Origin of the sequence: Candidatus Thalassolituus haligoni (genome assembly GCF_041222825.1) — a bacterium.
Lineage (GTDB): Bacteria > Pseudomonadota > Gammaproteobacteria > Pseudomonadales > Oceanobacteraceae > Oceanobacter > Oceanobacter antarcticus.
The window spans coordinates 2,906,240-2,926,989 of sequence record NZ_CP139482.1 but is presented as its reverse complement, the minus strand read 5'-3'; the positions used below and the strand labels follow the sequence as shown (position 1 = coordinate 2,926,989).

The following is a 20,750-nucleotide window of genomic DNA, read 5'->3' as shown; positions in this document are numbered from 1 at the left end:
AGTGATAACCGGAACAGTGTTGCAAAATAATGAATTGCCCGGAATTAACGTCAAACCGCGAAATGTTACTAAATCTACCGACATACTGGAATCCCTATGAGCAAGACGTTTGAGCTCAAATCCAAATATTCACCTGCCGGGGATCAACCCGAAGCGATTCGGCAACTGGTTGCCGGTGTCGACGCCGGATTGCTCAAGCAAACGTTGCTCGGCGTGACGGGTTCCGGCAAGACCTACACCATGGCCAATGTGATTGCCCAATGTCAGCGCCCCGCCATTATTATGGCCCACAACAAGACCCTGGCGGCGCAACTGTATGGCGAATTCAAAGATTTTTTCCCCGACAACGCGGTGGAGTATTTCGTCTCATACTATGACTACTACCAGCCAGAAGCCTATGTGCCCTCATCGGATACTTTTATTGACAAGGACGCCTCGGTCAACGAACACATTGAGCAGATGCGGCTGTCGGCCACCAAGGCCTTGATGGAACGCCGCGACGCGATTATTGTTGCCACAGTGTCCGCAATTTACGGCCTTGGCGACCCGGATTCCTACCTCAAAATGATGTTACACCTGGTGCGTGGTGATCATATTGACCAGCGTACTATTCTGCGCCGTTTGGCCGAACTGCAATACACCCGCAACGATATGGACTTCCATCGCGGCACCTACCGAGTGCGCGGTGAAGTGATAGACGTCTTCCCGGCGGAAAGTGACGATGAAGCCGTGCGTATCGAGCTGTTTGATGACGAAGTAGAACAGCTCAGCACCTTCGACCCGCTGACCGGTGTGGTGCATAACCGTCTGGCGCGTGTCACCATCTACCCCAAAACCCACTATGTCACGCCACGGCAGCGCATCATTGATGCCATCGACGGAATCAAGGTTGAACTGGATGAACGGCTCGAATACTACCGCAACGAAAACCTGTTGGTAGAAGCCCAACGACTGGAGCAGCGTACTCGCTACGATATCGAAATGATGCAGGAGCTGGGTTATTGCTCCGGCATCGAAAACTACTCCCGTTACCTCTCGGGTCGGGAACAAGGTGCTCCGCCGCCAACGCTGTTTGACTACATCCCCAAAGATGCGCTGATATTTGTTGATGAAAGCCACGTCACCATTCCTCAAATCGGCGGTATGTATCGGGGTGACCGCTCGCGTAAGGAAACCCTGGTGCAGTTCGGTTTCCGGCTGCCATCGGCACTCGACAACCGGCCGATGCAATTCGAAGAATGGGAAGCCATTGTGCCGCAATGCATCTTTGTCTCCGCCACACCAGGCAACTACGAAAAAGAACACCAGGACGCCGTTGTCGAACAAGTGGTACGGCCCACCGGACTGGTTGACCCGATCATAGAAATACGGCCAGCCACCGGTCAGGTGGACGATGTATTGCATGAACTGCGTCTGCGAGTGGACAAGGGCGAACGGATACTGATAACCGTACTCACCAAACGCATGGCCGAAGACCTGACTGACTTCCTGTTTGAACAGGGTGTCCGCGTCCGCTATCTGCACTCCGACATCGACACCGTCGAACGGGTAGAAATCATCCGCGACCTGCGGCTGGGCGAATTTGACGTGCTGGTAGGTATCAACCTGCTGCGGGAAGGGCTGGATATACCGGAAGTATCGCTGGTGGCCATCTTTGACGCCGACAAGGAAGGCTTCCTGCGTTCCGAACGCTCGTTGATCCAGACCATCGGTCGGGCCGCACGTAACCTCAACGGCCGGGCGATACTCTACGCCGACCGGGTGACCGACTCCATGCGCAAAGCCATGGAAGAAACCGACCGCCGCCGGGAAAAACAAGTCGCATACAACGAAGAACACGGCATCACCCCCAAAGGCGTGTTCAAATCGGTTGAAGACATCCTCGAAGCGACGCCGGCACCGGGCAAAAAAAGCCGTCACAACAGCCGCAATCGCAAGGTAGCAGAAGACAAGGCAGGCTACGGACAAGACGACTGGAGCCGACTCTCTGCCACTCAACTGGTGAAAAAAGTCGCAGAAGTGGAAGACAGCATGTTCAAAGCCGCTCGTGACCTGGATTTTGAAACCGCCGCCAAACTTCGCGACCAGCTCCACGAAATGAAAGCGCAGATGATAGCCAACAGCTGACGCCCATCTACTGGCTAACTAGCAGGTGATAGAGGGTCAGTGGTTTTATCAGAATCATCAACCTTCTACGAAAAAGCACGATGAGGGGTTGCGTAGTGGAAAAACCAGAAGTAATATACGCGCCTCTTTAGGACTATAGCTCAGTTGGTTAGAGCGCTACCTTGACATGGTAGAGGTCCCCAGTTCGAATCTGGGTAGTCCTACCAAAGAATTCTCTTACAAATCAGCCGCTTACGAGCGGCTTTTTTGTGCCTGCAAAACAGTGCTCTGATGTTTTTAAGATGAATTTCTGAAATACAGTACTTGCCTGAATACCGTAACTTGTTGTTTTTAAATATTTTTCACATCATTTTTATTTCTGAAATACAGTGGTTTCAAGCACCAAATCTGCACGGCACTCTGTCCAGTTGATATGCTGGCCGATGTAGTCATCCGTCATCCGTTGGCTTGTGTGCCCCATAAGTAGGTTCACATATTCTTTACTGAATCCCTGTCGTAGGTACTCAGCGCCACCCAGCTGTGGCGCGCCGGATCTTTTTAGATTCATCGACGCATGTTTCAGACACTTATTTCTGGCTTTTTTCGGCTTCCAGCTTGGGATAGGGCTGGATTTTGAACAGCTTTTCATTCAACCGTTTCCGGGCTTTTTTGTTCAGAAATTTCACGTATCGAAACTGACGCATCATGTGCATATTGGCTCGATGATGTCACGTCAGGTGATTTTCTGGTTCAGAAACGAGTTGCTATTGAATTTTGGCGGGTTTGGGATTGTCGGCATATCTCACCCCAACGGGTTTCGACATGGACAAAGTGTCGTCGGGTTTAGCGTCAATTGCTGGCGTACTAAGCTGATTCGTGATTTGTTTTTTGACAGGTCGGCAGTTAACCATGCTGGTTTGGCTATCACGCAGGAGCCAGTGATTTCATTGATCAAACTGCCGCCATCCAGTAGCCTGTTGGGCTTTTCAGCCATTGACGAAAGAGTCCTCCATGAACAAGCATTTTCCGCGCATTGAGCGTTTGCCCCCCTATGTTTTCAACGTGATCGGTGAGTTGAAAATGGCGGCGCGAGCCCGTGGCGAAGATGTTGTGGATCTGTCGATGGGGAATCCCGATCAAGACACACCGCAACACATTGTCGACAAGCTGATCGAGACAGTGCAGAAAGAAGGCACACATCGTTACAGCCAATCAAAAGGGATTCCGCGCCTGCGCAGGGCGATGGCGAACTGGTATAAAAAGCGTTACGACGTCGATCTGAATCCGGATACGGAAGTGATTACCACCATTGGGTCGAAGGAAGGTTTGGCGCATTTGGCGCTGGCGACGCTGGGCCCTGGCGATGCGGTGCTGGTGCCGAATCCGGCGTATCCGATTCATCCTTACGGTTTTGTGTTGGCCGGTGCCGATATTCGCCATGTGCCACTGACGCCGGATGTGGATTTTTTTGCCGAGCTGGAAAAAGCGATCAAAACCAGTTGGCCGAAGCCAAAAATGCTGGTGCTTAATTTTCCCGGTAATCCAACCGGTCAGTGTGTCGAACTGGATTTTTTCGAACGAGTGGTAGATATGGCTCGTGAGCATGAAATCTGGGTAGTACAGGATCTGGCTTATGCCGACATTGCGTTTGATGGTTATCAGCCGCCGTCCATTCTGCAGGTAGAAGGCGCCAGAGAAGTGGCGGTGGAGTTTTTCTCGTTGTCAAAAAGCTACAACATGCCGGGCTGGCGAGTGGGTTTTTGCTGCGGTAATAAAGACCTGATTCATGCGCTTGGCAGGATCAAGTCCTACCTCGATTATGGTACATTCACCCCCATTCAGGTGGCGGCGATTGCGGCACTGGAAGGCGATCAGTCGGTGGTCGGGGAGATCTGCGAGATGTACAAGCATCGTCGCGATGTGTTGTGCAAGGGTCTGAATGACATGGGCTGGCAGGTCGAGATTCCGAAGGCCACCATGTTTGTCTGGGCACGCATTCCTGAACCGTATCGTTCTATGGGGTCGCTGGAGTTCAGTAAAAAGTTATTGCTGGAAGCCAGGGTCGCGGTATCTCCCGGCATCGGTTTTGGTGAGTACGGCGATGATCATGTACGACTGGCGCTGATTGAAAACGATCAACGCACGCGTCAGGCATTACGTGGCATCAAGAATATGCTGCGCAAGGATGGTCACTATCAGGGTGACTGAGCCGGGCAACGGAACAGCGCACTGGGCAGCACTGCATACTCAGGCGTGCAAGTACGCATGACGGCGACTGTGGCGGCATGACGGTAAAAGCCGTTAATGTGAAGCCGTTATTGCAGTCAGCATCAAACAACGTAAGAACGACGCACAGCGCTGCAACGTTCGATTTAATCCAGAAGAGAGGAGAAGACCTTGAAGCCGGTAAAAGTAGGTATCTGCGGTTTAGGTACAGTCGGTGGTGGTACGTTTAATGTACTGACCACCAATGCGAAAAATATTGCACGCCGGGCAGGTCGCGAGATTATTGTGGCGCAAATCGGAACGCGTCGTCCCAATCCGGATTGCGACACCCGCAATATTCCTATGACCAGCGATATTTTTGAAGTGGCTAAAAACCCCGATATCGATGTGGTGGTGGAACTGATTGGTGGCTACGAGGTGGCACGTGAGCTGGTGATGACGGCCATTGAGCACGGCAAGCACGTAGTGACGGCTAACAAGGCGCTGATTGCGGAACACGGTGAAGAGATTTTTGCCTTGGCGGAAGCGAAAGGCGTATCGGTCATGTACGAAGCCGGTGTGGCCGGTGGTATTCCTATCATCAAGGCGCTGCGGGAAGGACTGGCTGCCAACCGTATCAACTGGCTGGCCGGTATTATCAACGGTACGGGTAACTTTATCCTGACCGAGATGCGCGACAAGGGCCGAGATTTTAACGACGTACTGCAAGAAGCCCAGCAGCTGGGTTACGCTGAAGCCGATCCGACGTTTGATGTTGAGGGTATCGATGCTGCCCACAAACTGACGATTCTGGCGTCGATTGCCTACGGTATTCCGCTGCAATTTGCGCGCTGCTATACCGAAGGCATCAGCAAAATTACTCAGGATGACGTCGAGTATGCCGAAGAACTGGGGTATCGCATCAAACATCTGGGTGTCAGCCGCCAGACAGAAAAAGGCATCGATTTACGTGTGCATCCGACCCTGATTCCGGAAGCCCGGCCAATTGCCAAGGTTGATGGCGTATTAAACGCCGTGATGGTCAACGGCAATGCCGTCGGCGATACACTGTACGTCGGTGCCGGTGCCGGTGCTGGCCCAACCGCGTCTGCCGTCGTAGCGGATATTATTGATCTGGCCCGCACGTTGGAAGCGGATGCGGCTGCCCGTGTCAATCACCTGGCTTATAACGAGATTGAAAACGAGCAGGTCTTGCCGATTGAGGAGGTTGAAACTTCCTACTACCTGCGGATCCAGGTACAGGACAAAACCGGTGTGCTGGCGTCAGTCGCGACGATTCTGAGTGAGCGCGGCATCAATATTGAAGCCATCATCCAGAAAGAGCCAAAAGAAGGTGAAGAGCTGGCACAGATCATTTTGCTGACGCATCGTATCGTGGAAAAAACCATGAACGGTGCCATTGCCGCTATTCAGGCGCTGGACAGCACGGTTGGCGATGTGACCCGTATTCGGGTTGAACACCTGGACTGATGCTGGTCAGGCGGCCGTTATCGGCCGCCTTGTCCCGATTCCCGATTCCCGATTTCCGATTTCCGATTTCCGATTTCCGATTTCCGATTTCCGATTTCCGATTTCCGATTTCCGATTTCTTGCTTCTGGCCCATTTATTGCGATCCCCCTGTCTGATAACGGTTTTTTGACAGGTAGGGTTATGGCATTGGCCACATCTCAAGTGTTTTCTCACGTCAAGCAAGGTATGTCGCTGCTGTCCCAGGGTAACCTCAGTGTGCCATTAATGGTGGTGATCCTGTTGGGGATGATGACGCTGCCGCTGCCGCCCTTGCTGTTGGATACGTTTTTTACCTTCAACATTGCTCTGTCGATTGTTGTGTTGCTGGTGAGTGTGTATGCCCTGCGGCCACTCGATTTCACTATTTTCCCGACCATCCTGCTGGTGGCAACCTTGTTGCGGCTGGCGTTAAACGTTGCCTCCACTCGCGTGGTGTTGATGAATGGCCATGAAGGGGGAGACTCTGCTGGCAAGGTGATCGAAGCCTTCGGCGAGGTATTGATTGGCGGTAACTACGCCGTTGGTCTGGTGGTCTTTATGATCCTCATGATCATCAACTTTGTGGTGGTCACCAAGGGTGCCGGACGGGTGTCCGAAGTGAGTGCTCGCTTCACTCTGGATGCCATGCCGGGCAAGCAAATGGCCATCGATGCGGATCTTAATGCCGGTTTGATTGATGCCGACCAGGCCCGCAGTCGGCGTAACGAGGTCGCGGCGGAAGCCGATTTTTATGGCTCGATGGACGGTGCCAGCAAATTTGTCAAAGGCGACGCCGTCGCCGGTATTCTGATTCTGATCATTAACGTTGTTGGTGGTTTTGCTATCGGCATGGGCCAGCACAACCTCAATTTTGCCGATGCCGTGGAGGTGTATACCTTGCTGGCTATTGGTGACGGTCTGGTTGCCCAGATTCCGTCGCTGCTGCTGTCGACCGCGACTGCCATTATGGTGACGCGTAATGGCGGTGATGAAGGCATGGGTGCGCAGGTGTTTGGCCAGATGTTTGCCGCCCCCCAAGCACTGGGGGTTGCTGCCGGATTGATGTTCCTGATGGGGGTTGTGCCCGGTATGCCGCATACCATCTTCCTCAGTTCCGCGCTGGTGGCGGGCGGTCTGGCTTATGCCATTCGTTACAAGAAAGAGGGCGGCCAGTTGGGGGATGCGGTGGTGAAACGGCTGGGCGGCAAGCCCAAAGCCCAGGAAAAATTGCCGGTGCGGGGCAGTGGCGGGGCGCTGGAAGCACCGAAAGAAAAAGCCGAACAAGCGATCAAGCAGCTGGAGGTCAAGGAGCTGGGCTGGGACGACGTGGAACCGGTGGATCGCGTCGGTCTGGAAGTGGGCTATCGTTTGATTCCGTTGGTCGACAAACATCAGGGTGGCCAGCTGTTGAACCGGATCAAGGGGGTGCGGCGCAAGCTATCGCAAGATCTGGGTTTCCTGATGCCTTCGGTTCATATTCGCGACAATCTCGATCTGTTACCCAACCAATACCGCATCACCCTGATGGGGGTTACGCTGGCTGAAGCCGAAATTTACCCGGAACGGGAAATGGCGATTAATCCCGGTGAAGTTTTTGGCAAGATTGACGGCATCGCGGCACGTGACCCGGCATTCGGGATGGATGCGTTCTGGATTGAATCCAGCCAGAAAGACCGCGCCCAGACACTCGGTTACACCGTGGTGGATGCCAGTACCGTTGTCGCGACCCATCTGAATCAGAAACTCTATCGTCACGCCCACGAATTATTGGGACACGAAGACGTACAGAAGCTGCTGGACATGCTAGCGACTTCCTCCCCCAAGCTGGCTGAAGAGCTGGTACCGAATAAAGTCTCGATCAGCCAGTTACTGACCGTACTGCAAAGTCTGTTGAAAGAGCAGGTGCCGATTCGGGATCTGCGCTCAATCGCCGAATCTTTGGCGAATAGCCCCGCCAATAGTCAAGATCCTGCCGCTCTGGTGGCATCGGCCCGTATGGGTCTGCGGCGCCTGATCGTCCAGAACATCTATGGCCACGGGGATGAGCTGCCGGTTGTCACCCTGGATCCAGGACTGGAACAGTTATTGCTCAAGTCCTATCAACAGTCATTACAGCAGGCGCAGCAAACGGGTGGGCAAGCCGGTTTGATTCTTGAACCGGCAATGGCCGACACCTTGCAACGCTCGTTAGCGGAAGCCGTGCAGGCACAGGAAATGGCGGGCCACCCGGCGGTATTGCTGGTGACCAGTCAGATACGGGCAGCGATGGCGCAGTTTGTTCGTAACACCCTGGAGCAGCTTCATGTGCTGGCGTACCAGGAAATACCGGACAACAAGAGTATCAATATTGCGGCTGCTGTCGGCAGTAAACGTTGATAAAAAACACCGGGTGGCAAGGGTTGGTCACTGGATAACCGCATTGGGGAAATCCCTGATGATTCAGAGCGAGATGTGGCTATGAAAGTAAAACGCTTCATGGGAACCAATATGCAGCAGGCGTTACGGCTGGTGTCCCAGGATCTGGGGGCTGATGCCGTCATTCTGTCGAGCAAGAAAGTCGCCGAGGGGTTTGAAGTGGTCGCCGCGCTGGATTACCAGAGTGAGCAACAGAATCCGGTCGAGGTTGAACGTCAGCTCGAACTGCAGCGGGAACTGGAGCGCGCCAAGGATATGAGCCGTGAACGTCAGCGTGCCCGCGCTGCTGGAGAGCCATTACCTGAATTTACCCCCGTAAGCATGCCGGACAGAGCAGGAGCACAGCCGTCAACACGACCGTCATCAACACCGGTGTTGGAAGACGGCAGGGAGCAATCGTCACGGCCGTCTGCCAGCAGTAATGACAGCCAGTATCACCAGATGATGGAACGCATGAGTGGTGAACTGAGTGAATTAAAAAACTGGATGGTCAGCCACGGTGGCAGCGCCTGGGATACTGGTCGTCCGATCACTTGGAAGCAAAGCCAGCTGTGGCAGCGTTGCCAGGATGTCGGGCTGGAACCATCCTGGTCGGATCGGATCGTCTCGCAGGTCACAGAACAGAACGACATGGGGCTGGCCTGGAAGCAAGTGTTGCGGCAGATGGCGGTCGATTTGCCGGTCGCCAAACAGGGCAGTCTCGACAAAGGTGGCGTCTTTGCCCTTGTGGGTCCGACCGGTGCCGGAAAAACCACCACCATTGGCAAACTGGCCGCCCGCTTTGTTATCCAACACGGTGCTGATGCCGTCGCGCTGGTGAGTATCGACAGCTATCGCGTTGCCGCGCATGACCAGTTGCGTTCAGTGGCCCGGATTTTAGGCGTGGAATTACACACCGTGGCCCCAGGCGAAGACTTGGCGGCGACGCTGGAAACACTGACGGGTAAGAAAAAGAAGCGCCTGGTGCTGGTCGATACCGCTGGCCTGGCGAGTCAGGATCCATCGTTTCAGGGACAGTTATCGATGTTGAAGCAGGCCTGTACCTGCAAGGGCAGTGGTCCGCGCATGCGCTGCTTGCTGACCTTGCCGTTGACCAGTCAGGGACGTTGCTTGCAGGAAAATTATGAACACTTCAAACCGGCCGGACTGGCGGGCTGTATTTTTACCAAACTGGACGAGTGTTTCAGTCTTGGGCCTGCCATGAGTGTGGCAGCCCTGACCCGGTTGCCATTAGTGATGATTGCGGATGGCCCGAAGATTCCCGATGACCTGCATTATCCGGATGCAGGCAAGTTAGTCAGGCTAGCGGAGCAAATGGCGCGTATGGCGCGTACCCGCTGGCAGGCCGCAGAGGCCATGAGTCTGGCCAATTGTCGCCAGACCGGTTCCCAACAAGGAGTTCATTAATATGGCAAATCATCCTGTTCAAGTCATTGCAGTCAGCGGTGGCAAGGGAGGCGTGGGTAAAAGTAACGTCTCCGTCAACCTGGCGATCGGACTGGCTGAGCTGGGGCGTCGTGTTGTGGTATTGGACGCTGACCTTGGATTGGCCAATATCGATATTCTGTTGGGTATCAGTTCCGCCCGCACCATTGAAAATGTACTGGCAGGGGAGTGTGACCTGCGCGACATCATGGTTCGTGGCCCTGGCGGTATTCGTATTGTACCGGCGGCCTCTGGTACCCAGAAACTGTCGCAGCTGAACAATAGGGAGCATGCCGGGTTGATACAGGCCTTCAGTGAGCTGGGCGACGATATCGACGTCTTGATCGTTGATACCGCAGCGGGCATCTCCGATACCGTGCTCAGTTTTGTGTGTGCGGCTCAGGAAGTATTGCTGGTAGTGACCGACGAACCCACCTCGATTACCGACGCCTACGCCCAGATCAAGTTGTTAAGTCGGGATTACGGCATGTTCCGCTTTCGTATCGTCGCCAATATGGTTCGTACCCCACAAGACGGCCATGCGCTATTTGCCAAACTCACCAAGGTGACGGATCGCTTCCTCGACGTGGCTTTGCAGTATGTCGGCGCGGTTCCCCAGGACGACGCCGTCAAACGGGCGGTGCAGCGTCAGAAAGCGGTGATTGAAACCTATCCCCGTTCCCGTGCGGCGATTGCCTTCCGGGCGCTGGCGAAAAAAGTGGATGCCTGGCCATTACCAACGACACCACGGGGTCATCTGGAATTTTTTGTTGATCGGCTGGTGCAGCAACAGGTTGGAGTGTGAGTTGTGAATCGGAGCAGTTGCCTCGCCTATACCGAGGTTGAAAAACACAAGGTGGATGAGCGTGTGCACGAGCACGCGACTCTGGTCAAGCGTATCGCCCATCACATGATGGCACGGCTACCGGATTCGGTGCAGGTCAATGACCTGATCCAGGCTGGCATGATTGGCTTGTTGGAAGCAGCGCGTAAATACGATGGCGACAAAGGCGCCAGCTTTGAAACCTATGCTGGCATCCGTATTCGGGGTGCCATGCTGGATGAAATTCGTCGGGGCGATTGGGCACCACGTTCGGTGCATCGCAACAGCCGCCGGATCAGTGAAGCGATCCAGCAAATAGAAGGTGAAACCGGCCGCGATGCGGAAGACAGTGACGTGGCTGAGCGTCTGGGACTGAGTGCCGACGACTATCACGCAATCCTGCGCGACAGCGCTGGATGCCGACTGTTCAGCTATGAAGAAATGCTCGAAAACAACGACGGTACTGATGGCGTTGATGCCCTGTTGTCCAGCAGCGATGATCCGTCCCACAGTATCGAACGGAGTGCCTTTCAGCAGCAGCTGGCGGATGCCATTCGCGGCCTGCCGGAGCGGGAACAACTGGTGTTATCGCTCTATTATGATGAAGAACTCAACCTCAAGGAAATAGGCGCCGTACTGGGAGTGAGTGAAAGCCGGGTGTGTCAGATTCACAGTCAGGCGGCCCATCGGTTAAAGGCTCGACTGGGTGGCTGGGCAAGCTGAATCGATAGGACGCATTGCCATCGGGACTGTACGACGTTGAGTGCGCCCGACACGGAGTCAATACGGACTTGAGTTCATACAACGGGCGGGTTCTGCTCCCGTCTTTTGTGCTTGTTTTTTCAGTTTTCCCCTGTCTGGCCGATACCCTTGTTGACAGTATGAAACCGCAGGGATTGCGGTTGTTAGTGGTTGGCCATGGCGACAACAGGAAACTCTCCAGGCTTGCTGGATAACCGTCAGACTGGGTCTACACTTGCAGTAGAGTCCTTGAGTACTACGGGTATCAATGGGCATCAGAAACGGCTTGTTAGAAAAGTCGACTATTGGAGGTCGTTTTGGACAAGAACATGAAAATCCTCATCGTTGACGATTTTTCCACGATGAGACGCATCGTTAAAAATTTGCTGCGCGATCTGGGATTTACCAACACCGCAGAAGCAGATGATGGATCAACCGCCTTGCCGATGCTGCAGCAAGGTGACTTCGATTTCCTGGTAACAGACTGGAATATGCCAGGTATGACAGGTATCGATTTGCTCAAGAAAGTGAGGGCAGACGAGCGCCTGCGAAGCTTGCCCGTATTAATGGTGACAGCAGAAGCCAAGCGCGAGCAGATCGTGGCGGCTGCTCAGGCTGGTGTTAACGGTTACGTCGTGAAGCCATTTACTGCTGCAGTGCTCAAGGAAAAGATTGAAAAAATCTTTGAGCGTGTCGAAGGCTAACTCCAGGGTTTACCCATGTCCGAGAGTAATTCGCAACAACTGGCGCAGTCGACCAGCCTGGCAATGAAAAACCTGGCGCAGTCGATGGTGGAAAGCATTGAACGCGGCGAAATCAGTCATGCGGTGTCCCTGGTGAATCAGCTGAATGATGTACGGGATAAGACCCTGTATGAAGAAATTGGTCGACTCACCAGAGCACTGCACGAAGCCATCAAAAACCTCAACATCGAATCGCCGGGTGCCGGGTCAGAAATCGAAAGCGCGACCGACAAACTTGAGTACGTGATCGAGATGACCAACAAGTCGGCTAATCGGACCATGGATCTGGTGGATGCCGGCATGCCGTTGGCACTTGCGATTCGGGATCGGGCCGGTTCATTAGGGCAACAATGGCAGCGATTTCTCAACAAAGAACTCAAGCCGGATGAGTTCCGGGTATTGTCGCGGGATATCGACGCTTTTTTGACCACTAGCCAACAGCAGTCCGGCGAGTTGAAAGATCAGCTCTCCGACATACTGCTGGCTCAGGACTTCCAGGATCTGACCGGCCAGGTGATTCAGAAAGTGGCCACGCTGGTTCGGGATGTGGAAAGTCGGCTGGTTAATCTGGTGGTGATGGCGGGTACGGTCGACTCCATTACGGGTATTACACATGCAGATCTGGAATTGGTTAAACAAGACGAGGTCTCTGCGATTGCTGCTGAAGGCCCACAGATTGATAAAACGGTGGATGGCGTGGTCGCCAGTCAGGATGACGTTGATGACCTGTTGTCCAGTTTGGGTTTTTAAAGGGGCAGATGAATGAGCTTCGATGCTGATGAAGAGATCCTCCAGGATTTCCTGGTAGAGGCTGGCGAGATTATCGAGCTGTTATCTGAACAGCTGGTCGATCTCGAGCAGCGTCCGGATGACAAGGATCTGCTCAATGCTATCTTTCGCGGTTTTCATACCGTCAAAGGGGGAGCCGGATTTTTACAGCTATCGCCGCTGGTAGATTGCTGTCATGCCGCAGAAAACGTGTTCGATACCCTGCGTAACGGCTTGCGTCGGGTTAATGCTGATCTGATGGATGTGGTATTGCAGGCGCTGGATTGCGTGAACGAAATGTTTGATGACGTCCGTGCCAGCCGCCAGCCCCAGTCTGCCGATCCTGAACTGATACACCAGCTGCATCTGCTGGCGGAACCCCAGTCCGGGGACGCTGAAGTTGTGGGTGGTGTTGCTGAGTCTGTGAATGATACCAAGGCCGCAGAAACGATGACTGTCGGCGGAGCAAATCCTGCGACTGGGTTGGTCGACGACCACGATATTACCGACGATGAATTTGAACAGCTGTTGACGGCGTTGGATGGTGACGCCGCTACACCAGTAGCAACAGAGCCAACCTCATCTGTGTCAGAGCCAGCGGCTGATGATGACGACCTGTTTGACTTGCCGGCGGTATCGGCGGCGAGTGGCGATGAAATTACCGAAGATGAATTTGAAGCCCTGCTGGATCAGATTCATGGCAAGGGCAAACACAGCAGCACTCCGGCGTCGCCAGCAGATGACGCATCCGGTGAGCGGGGAACAACATCAGAAAGCAGTGAGCCGGAGGTTATGCCCCGGTCTGCGGATCTAATAACGGATTCCGAATTCGAAGAATTATTGGATCGTCTGCATGGCAAGGGCAAGCATGCGTTTGCTGGAAGCGTTGAGAGTGAGACGGACTCAAACTCAACGCCAGAGGCGACTGCTGCCGCTGTAGAAACAGTGGCTCCTGTCGCCCAGCCTGAGCCGGTCAAGGCCGTTGCGCCAACGCCGATCAATGCTGCTGCCACACCGGCGGCAAAAGCCGCCGACAGCGGACGCAAGGCAGTAGAGAAAGACGCAACCTCTGAAACAACCGTGCGAGTCGATACCAAGCGCCTTGACGATATTATGAATATGGTTGGCGAGCTGGTGCTGGTGCGTAATCGTCTGGTACGGCTGGGCCTGAAGAGTCAGGACGAATCCATGGCCAAGGCGGTGGCTAATCTGGATGTGGTGACGGGCGATTTACAGTCGTCGGTGATGAAAACCCGGATGCAGCCGATCAAAAAAGTATTTGGCCGTTTTCCTCGCGTGGTGCGTGATTTGGCCCGGCAGCTGAAAAAAGAAATTAATCTGGAATTGCGCGGCGAAGACACAGATCTGGATAAAAACCTGGTTGAAGCGCTGGCGGATCCACTGGTTCACCTGGTGCGGAATTCTGTCGACCATGGTGTCGAGACACCCGCAGAACGGGAACACGCAGGCAAACCACGGGTCGGGCTGGTGATTCTGTCGGCGGAGCAGGAAGGCGATCACATCCTGTTGCAGATTCAGGATGACGGCAAGGGCATGGACGCCGAAGTACTGCGCAGCAAGGCGGTGGAAAAAAATGTCATGGATCAGGATGCGGCTGACCGGCTGACGGAGCAGGAGTGTTTTAACCTGATCTTTGCGCCCGGCTTTTCGACCAAGGAAGAAATATCCGATGTCTCGGGCCGTGGCGTGGGCATGGACGTGGTGAAAACCAAGATCACCCAGCTTAATGGCATTATCAGTATTGATTCCAAGCCAGGCGTAGGCACGACCATCCGTATCAAAGTGCCGTTGACGCTGGCGATTATGCCGACCTTGATGGTGATGCTGAAAAACCAGGCGTTTGCCTTCCCGTTGGTCAGCGTCAACGAAATTTTCCATCTCGATCTGACCCAGACCAATATCGTTGATGGTCAGGAAGTGGTGGTGGTGCGTAACCGGCCGATTCCGCTGTTTCATCTCAAGCGTTGGCTGATTCGTGGCGAGGCCAGTTCTGGCGCGGATGCCAGTGGACATGTGGTGGTGGTCTCGGTGGGCACCAAGAGCGTCGGATTTGTGGTGGATCAGTTGATTGGGCAGGAAGAGGTGGTGATCAAGCCGCTTGGTAAAATGCTGCAAGGCACGGCGGGTATGGCTGGAGCCACCATTACTGGTGATGGTCGTATTGCTCTGATTCTGGATATACCCAGCATGCTGAATCGTTACGCTGCTCGTCATTCTTCGGCGGCTTGACCGCCGCATTCTCTTTTGCAGAGGCCCGGTATTGGCCGGGCTAACGGGACTTCGCGATTATGGCCATTCGTGTGCTGGTGGTAGATGACTCCGGCTTTTTTCGCCGCAGGGTTGCCGACATTATAAATGCTGATCCGCGTATGACGGTTATTGGTGATGCTTCTAACGGTCGTGAGGCCATTGAGCTGAATGATTCCCTCAAGCCTGATGTGATTACCATGGATTACGAGATGCCAGTGATGGATGGCATTACCTCGCTGCGTAATATCATGATACGGCGACCGGTGCCGGTGTTGATGTTTTCGTCTCTGACCTTTGAAGGTGCCAGGGTCACTCTGGATGCCCTGGATGCGGGTGCTCTGGATTATCTGCCGAAAAATTTTGATGCGGTGGCCAAGGGCACCGCAGATATGCGGCGGCTATTGACTGAAAAAATTGTCGCGGTGTCTGCCTGCCGTATGGGTCGACAGGACAAGACGACCGAACCGCCAGTGACAACCAGCAAGGCGGTAACGGACGTGCCGGTTACGGCAGCGCCGCTCGCGACAGCTTCTCCTGCGGTAACGGTGGCATCCGGTACCGTCCGGGCTGACCGGGATCAAGCACCGGTGCCTGCCGTCAGAGAGGCTGCTCGTAAACAGTTGAAGGGTATTGAGCTGGTACTGATCGGTACTTCTACCGGTGGCCCGGCGGCGTTGCAGACATTGTTCAAGAGTTTGCCAGCCAACTTCCGTAAACCGGTGATTATTATTCAGCACATGCCAGCGTCATTTACCCAGGCATTTGCCGAACGCCTTAACAGCATCAGTTCCCTCAACGTCAAGGAGGCGAAGGATGGTGACCGGATTGTTCCCGGTCATGTCTACGTTGCACCGGGCGGGATGCAGCTGATGGTCGAAAGCCGTGGACAAGCGGCTATCCGTATTCGCGAAAGTGATGAACGAGTGAATTATCGTCCCAGTGTGGATATTGCCTTTGCATCGGCAGCCAAGCATTTTGGTGCCAGTGCCCTCGGCGTTGTGCTCACCGGGATGGGTGCAGACGGCAGAGAAGGTGCACGGCTGATGAAAGCAAGCGGTGGCCATATCTGGGCCCAGGACGAGGCCAGCAGCGTGATTTATGGCATGCCAATGGCGGTCACCAAAGCTGGCTATGTGGATGATGTTGTTGCGCTCAAGGACGTTGGACTCAAATTGGCCACCGAGCTGGTTTGATTGCATCCTGCTTTGGAGGCTGGCATGGCTTATTGGCGTATTCCCTTGTTACTCCGGCACCCGCGAGCATCATCAGGCAGCGGTATTCCTGCTGCATTATCTACCGTCATCTACCGTCCGAACATCAATATCAGGCTGAACGGCTGTCTGAACGGCTATTCATGGGCGGGTTCTGGAATGGTTTTTGCCGCACAGAATAACGGGGGTGTTTTATCCGTTCATCCCGTTCATCGTTATCGCTTAGTGGACGTTTTATTGCAGGTTGGTCGACATCTGTGCGGCATCCTGAAACGACGAATTGGCAACCGGCGGCAACTTGTTGCCGTATTGCCGTTAACCAGAGGTAATCAGAGTGCGAGTCTGGTCGATTGCAAATCAGAAAGGTGGCGTAGGTAAAACCACCAGCGTGGTAACGCTGGGTGGCTTGCTTGGTCAGCGTGGCCACCGGGTATTGCTGGTGGATCTGGACCCTCACGGCTCGCTGTCGAGCTATTTCAAACTCGACCCTGACAGTCTTGAGCACAGTATGTATCAATTGTTTTTTAACAATAATTGCAAGAATCGCGATTATATCGGCCAGGTGATCCGACCGACGAGTTTACGGAATGTGCATTTATTGCCTGCGGCGACGTCGTTGGCAACGCTGGAGCGCCAGGTCAGTGGCCAGGAAGGCATGGGCCTAGTGTTGTCACGCTCACTGGCTCAGGTGTGGGATGAGTACGACTATGCCTTACTGGATACGCCACCGATTCTGGGAGTGCTGATGGTGAATGCCTTGGCGGCTTGCCAGCAGCTGGTGGTTCCGACCCAGACCGAACATTTGGCGCTGAAAGGGCTGGAACGTATGGTGCACACCTTAAAAATGGTGATGCGTTCACAACGGCGGGAATTGCCGTACCTGATTGTACCGACACTGTTTGACCGTCGTACCCTGGCTTCGGTGACGACGCTGAAAGAGATGCGTCGTATCTATCGTGACAAGCTGTCACCGGAGCCGATCCCGGTGGATACCCGCTTGCGTGATGCCAGTCAGCTGGGTCTGTTTCCTCATCAGCTGGAAGACGAAAGCCGGGGAGTTCGCGCCTATCGCCATTTACTCAGCTTGCTGGATAACGAGATTGAGAAGGCGAACCATGGTTGATACGAGCCGGTGTGTTGATGGTGTGGTGTCGAGTTACCTGGATACTTTGCTGGCGGACAGCGCAACGGTTGAAACCGATTGGGACAGCTTGCTGACGCAAGCCACATCCGTGCCACACGATAAGGTGAAGCCGGTCAGTCTGGTGTGCCATAGCAGCTCGCTGCGTCCGGGGATGGCACTGGTGCCGCTACAACCTTGTGGTGACAGTCGTCCACAAGGGCTGCCGCTGCAATTGCTGGACAGCTTGTCATTGTTGCGCCAGTTGCCGCATGGCACCCGCTTACAGCAGCAGGTACTGCAGTCTTGCGGGCAGTTGATGCTCCGGCTTGATTTGTGCGGGTGATGTAAATGGCCATTAAAAAACGACAAAACCTGGTTGATGGTGTGCTGCAGGGTTATCTGGATGACCTGCTGGGGATGGCTGATGTGTTTGTCGATCAGGCTTTCACACCATCCGGTGCTGAGTTGTCCGATTACTCGTCTATTCCTGCCAGTGCGGAAGCATGTGGCCATCGTGATCCGGCTACGGCAGTGGTTACTGTTACGAGTGTTGCTGCAGTTGCCAGCAATACCGAAGCGTCCCCCGCCGCTGCCTGGCCACGGTTTGCTGAACCGCCGGTCAAACTGAAAGCACCATTACCGAATGTGGCTGTGGAGGAAGTTAAGGAAGTTGCCAGGGAAGCCGTGGTAACCCCGGACGACGTTATCAAGCCGGTCAACGTGGAGCCAGAAAATGTCGCCCTGAATCCAAGCCGATCCACTGAGGTTGCTGACACGGAACATCGTCATGAACTTGACGGAAAATCCGATCTGGCGTCGTTAAATTGGCAATCAAGTAGCGGCGTCGACTGTCTGCTATTTACGGTATCCGGATTAAAACTGGCCATTCCCCTGCCTTTACTGGGTGGGGTTCATAAGGTGAATGAGCGTGTGACGCCTCTGTTTGGCCAGGCCAGCTGGTCGCTGGGGGTGTGGCAAGGGGATGATCTCAAGCTGACCATCATCGACAGTGCCCAGCTGATCATGCCGGAGCGTGGCACTCGACTGGCCGACGACGGTTACGATTATTTTATTCAGCTGGATCGATCCCCATGGGCTTTGGCCTGTCAGGATATTCTCGATACCGTCAAACTGGATAACAACGCCATCAAGTGGCGCGGAGATGCCAGTAAACGCCGTTGGCTGGCAGGTACGGTAATCAAGGAAATGTGTGCCTTGATCGATGTGCCCGGGCTGTTGCAGTTACTGGAAGACAGTCGTCGTAAAGGTTCTCTCAAACCAGGTCGCCACGCCTACTGAGCCAGCCGGTTCTCTTGCTGTGTGAGTGTCACAATATTTCTTTCCTGCTAACTGGTACACATTGTGCTCTGATCTATAGTTAAGAGCGGTTCGTCATGTTTACGTCAGACTGCGGCCTTTCTTTGTGAGGATGTTTTTATGTCAGCGATTGCCGGAAATAAAAGTGCAGAAGATCCCGTACTGCAGTGGGTTACTTTTCGATTGGAGAACGAGACCTATGGCATCAATGTGATGCAGGTGCAGGAAGTGTTGCGCTACACCGAGATTGCCCCGGTACCGGGTGCGCCGCCTTATGTACTGGGCATTATTAATCTGCGCGGGAATGTGGTGACGGTCATCGACACCCGATTGCGGTTTTCCCTGCCAGGTGCCGATACCACGGATCAGACTCGTATTGTGATTATCGAGGCCGAAAATCAGGTCGTGGGTATTCTGGTCGATGCCGTGGCCGAGGTGGTGTATTTACGTCAGTCAGAAATAGAAACCACCCCGTCTGTGGGAAATGAGGAAAGCGCCAAGTTTATTCAGGGTGTTTGCCATAAAAATGAAGAGCTGCTGATTCTGGTCGATCTGGAAAAGTTGATGACCGATGAAGAATGGTCAGAGTTACAAGGCCTGTAAGGTCTGAAGGAATTCATCATGTTGCCTATGTCACTTGAACAGGCCGGATTGTCGGCCGCTGCCGTTGCACTGGTTATCGGACTGGTAGCATTAGCTCGCTTGCGTTTGATGCTGGTACAGCTGCAGCAAGGTTACACCAGCCAGCACAGCCAACTGCTGCTGTTACAACAGAATCAGCAAGCCATGAATCAGAGCGTGGTGGGCATGGGCAAAAAAATTCGTCACTTGACCCAACGGTTGGGTGAGGCCGAACAACGTAATCTGTTTACGCCCGGAGATGAAGCCTCTTATCAGCAGGCGGCCCGGTTGGTGAGCCTGGGTGCCAGTGCCGGAGAGCTAATGGATCATTGTGGTATGGCTCGTGCGGAAGCGGAGCTGTTGGTGACTTTGAAAGGGCGTGTTCATTAATTAAAAGGCAATTGCAATCGAATTGATGTCGTCAGTATGCTGCCAGTGATACTGATCAATACAACAGGGGAGCGGAACCGCAGGAATGCATATTCACAGGAAAGTGAAGTCGACAGGGATGAGTTATTACCCGACCAACCCCGTAAAGGGGACAGGAGGCACCATGTTGGCCATACTGACTTATCTGGTTTTGGGATCGGGCGCGCTGCAGGTAGTACCTGCCAGTACCCATGAGCATTGGTTTGCCAGTCGCATTCTTGATGCCACGCAGATGGAATACTCACCGGAGTTTACCGATTTATATCTGATTGAAACGTTAGACAAGAGTCGGCTGATTTATATCTATTGTAATAGCAGCAGTTGTTACAAGGTGCGTGGGCAACTGCAGTTTGTCTGACAGGGGATGATCACCTGTTTGGTTGGATGACTGCGGTGCGAAGATTGCCTTGTTTTTTATTTTCGTAATACTCGAGATAGATGTACTGCGATTTTTCAGATGCCTTCGCGCCTGTCCTGCGGTTCAATCGAACAGCAGGACAGGCGCGAACGAATGCGTGTGTCTTACGGGCGGCTTGCCAGTAACGCAATGACGTCGTCGTGGTGAGTTTTGGTTTTCACCTTGGGCATCACCTGCTGGATCAGGCCGTCTTCACCGATAATAAAAGTGATCCGGTTAATCCCCATGTATTCCTTGCCCATGAATTTCTTGAGTCCCCACACGCCGTAGGCTTCAGCAATCTGGTGATCTTCATCGGATAGCAGATCGAAGTTGAGCTGATCCCGATCAATAAACTTTTGCAATCGAGCGGGGGCATCCGGGCTGATGCCGACAGCGACGGCGTTGTGTGCAGCCAGTTCAGCCTGGCTGTCACGCAGTCCGCAGGCCTGTGTGGTACAGCCTGGTGTCATGGCTTTGGGATAGAAATAGAGAATCAGGGTCTTGCCCTGGTAATCACTGAGTGACACGGTTTCACCACGCTGATTCAGGGTGGTGAATGCTGGAGCCTGGGTGCCTGCTTCCGGTAAGACAAGTGCGCTGCTCATGTTGCTCTCCTTATGCTCGTTGGGTTCGTTACTGCTG

Annotated in this window: 20 protein-coding genes and 1 tRNA gene; 19 read left to right on the top strand and 2 right to left on the bottom strand. The window is 53.9% G+C overall.

Features of this window, described 5'->3' with window-relative positions; all coding sequences use genetic code 11:
* The first annotated feature begins 96 nt into the window (after positions 1–96).
* A complete protein-coding gene (gene uvrB, locus SOJ49_RS13000) occupies positions 97–2,127 on the top strand; it encodes an excinuclease ABC subunit UvrB (RefSeq protein WP_369854925.1) in 2,031 nt (676 codons plus the stop codon).
* 129 nt (positions 2,128–2,256) lie between these two features.
* A tRNA-Val gene (locus SOJ49_RS12995) sits at positions 2,257–2,333 on the top strand.
* Between the two features lie 146 nt (positions 2,334–2,479).
* Here the strand turns inward: SOJ49_RS12995 and SOJ49_RS12990 are convergent.
* Positions 2,480–2,755, bottom strand: coding sequence for a hypothetical protein (locus SOJ49_RS12990; protein ID WP_369854924.1), 276 nt, complete (start codon positions 2,753–2,755; stop codon positions 2,480–2,482).
* A gap of 362 nt (positions 2,756–3,117) precedes the next feature.
* On the opposite strand from SOJ49_RS12990, the gene alaC reads away from it, so the two are divergent.
* From alaC to SOJ49_RS12905, 17 genes are all read left to right on the top strand, one after another.
* Positions 3,118–4,314 carry an alanine transaminase gene (gene alaC, locus SOJ49_RS12985; protein WP_369854923.1) on the top strand — a complete coding sequence of 399 codons (1,197 nt, stop codon included), beginning with the start codon at positions 3,118–3,120 and terminating at the stop codon, positions 4,312–4,314.
* A 189-nt stretch (positions 4,315–4,503) separates the two neighbouring features.
* Positions 4,504–5,802 carry a homoserine dehydrogenase gene (locus tag SOJ49_RS12980; RefSeq protein ID WP_369854922.1) on the top strand — a complete coding sequence of 433 codons (1,299 nt, stop codon included), beginning with the start codon at positions 4,504–4,506 and terminating at the stop codon, positions 5,800–5,802.
* Positions 5,803–5,983: 181 nt separating this feature from the next.
* Complete coding sequence (flhA, locus tag SOJ49_RS12975) at positions 5,984–8,197, top strand: flagellar biosynthesis protein FlhA (protein WP_369854921.1); 2,214 nt, start codon at positions 5,984–5,986, stop codon at positions 8,195–8,197.
* Between the two features lie 81 nt (positions 8,198–8,278).
* Positions 8,279–9,643, top strand: a complete 1,365-nt coding sequence (gene flhF, locus SOJ49_RS12970; RefSeq protein ID WP_369858067.1) for a flagellar biosynthesis protein FlhF — start codon at positions 8,279–8,281, stop codon at positions 9,641–9,643.
* Between the two features lies 1 nt (position 9,644).
* A complete protein-coding gene (locus SOJ49_RS12965) occupies positions 9,645–10,466 on the top strand; it encodes a MinD/ParA family protein (RefSeq protein WP_369854920.1) in 822 nt (273 codons plus the stop codon).
* Between the two features lie 51 nt (positions 10,467–10,517).
* Positions 10,518–11,207: an RNA polymerase sigma factor FliA gene (locus SOJ49_RS12960; protein ID WP_369858066.1), complete on the top strand. Its 690-nt coding sequence runs from the start codon at positions 10,518–10,520 to the stop codon at positions 11,205–11,207.
* Between the two features lie 335 nt (positions 11,208–11,542).
* The gene (gene cheY, locus SOJ49_RS12955; protein WP_369854919.1) at positions 11,543–11,929 is read left to right on the top strand and encodes a chemotaxis response regulator CheY; all 387 of its coding nucleotides are present in this window, start codon (positions 11,543–11,545) and stop codon (positions 11,927–11,929) included.
* 15 nt (positions 11,930–11,944) lie between these two features.
* Complete coding sequence (locus SOJ49_RS12950; protein ID WP_369854918.1) at positions 11,945–12,718, top strand: protein phosphatase CheZ; 774 nt, start codon at positions 11,945–11,947, stop codon at positions 12,716–12,718.
* A gap of 12 nt (positions 12,719–12,730) precedes the next feature.
* Positions 12,731–14,986, top strand: coding sequence for a chemotaxis protein CheA (locus tag SOJ49_RS12945; RefSeq protein WP_369854917.1), 2,256 nt, complete (start codon positions 12,731–12,733; stop codon positions 14,984–14,986).
* Between the two features lie 59 nt (positions 14,987–15,045).
* Positions 15,046–16,200, top strand: a complete 1,155-nt coding sequence (locus SOJ49_RS12940; RefSeq protein ID WP_369854916.1) for a chemotaxis response regulator protein-glutamate methylesterase — start codon at positions 15,046–15,048, stop codon at positions 16,198–16,200.
* A gap of 24 nt (positions 16,201–16,224) precedes the next feature.
* Positions 16,225–16,596 carry a hypothetical protein gene (locus tag SOJ49_RS12935; protein ID WP_369854915.1) on the top strand — a complete coding sequence of 124 codons (372 nt, stop codon included), beginning with the start codon at positions 16,225–16,227 and terminating at the stop codon, positions 16,594–16,596.
* Positions 16,553–17,341: a ParA family protein gene (locus SOJ49_RS12930; protein WP_369854914.1), complete on the top strand. Its 789-nt coding sequence runs from the start codon at positions 16,553–16,555 to the stop codon at positions 17,339–17,341. Before SOJ49_RS12935 ends, SOJ49_RS12930 begins: the two co-directional genes overlap by 44 nt.
* Positions 17,334–17,684 carry a hypothetical protein gene (locus SOJ49_RS12925; RefSeq protein ID WP_369854913.1) on the top strand — a complete coding sequence of 117 codons (351 nt, stop codon included), beginning with the start codon at positions 17,334–17,336 and terminating at the stop codon, positions 17,682–17,684. The genes SOJ49_RS12930 and SOJ49_RS12925 overlap by 8 nt, the downstream gene beginning before the upstream one ends.
* A gap of 5 nt (positions 17,685–17,689) precedes the next feature.
* A complete protein-coding gene (locus SOJ49_RS12920) occupies positions 17,690–18,640 on the top strand; it encodes a chemotaxis protein CheW (protein WP_369854912.1) in 951 nt (316 codons plus the stop codon).
* A 138-nt stretch (positions 18,641–18,778) separates the two neighbouring features.
* A complete protein-coding gene (locus SOJ49_RS12915) occupies positions 18,779–19,261 on the top strand; it encodes a chemotaxis protein CheW (protein WP_369854911.1) in 483 nt (160 codons plus the stop codon).
* An 18-nt stretch (positions 19,262–19,279) separates the two neighbouring features.
* A complete protein-coding gene (locus SOJ49_RS12910) occupies positions 19,280–19,669 on the top strand; it encodes a DUF2802 domain-containing protein (protein ID WP_369854910.1) in 390 nt (129 codons plus the stop codon).
* Between the two features lie 163 nt (positions 19,670–19,832).
* A complete protein-coding gene (locus tag SOJ49_RS12905; RefSeq protein ID WP_369854909.1) occupies positions 19,833–20,066 on the top strand; it encodes a hypothetical protein in 234 nt (77 codons plus the stop codon).
* Between the two features lie 164 nt (positions 20,067–20,230).
* Here the strand turns inward: SOJ49_RS12905 and bcp are convergent, their stop codons facing one another.
* Positions 20,231–20,713 (bottom strand): thioredoxin-dependent thiol peroxidase, encoded by a 483-nt coding sequence (gene bcp, locus SOJ49_RS12900; protein WP_369854908.1) that lies wholly within the window; start codon positions 20,711–20,713, stop codon positions 20,231–20,233.
* Between the last annotated feature and the right edge of the window lie 37 nt (positions 20,714–20,750).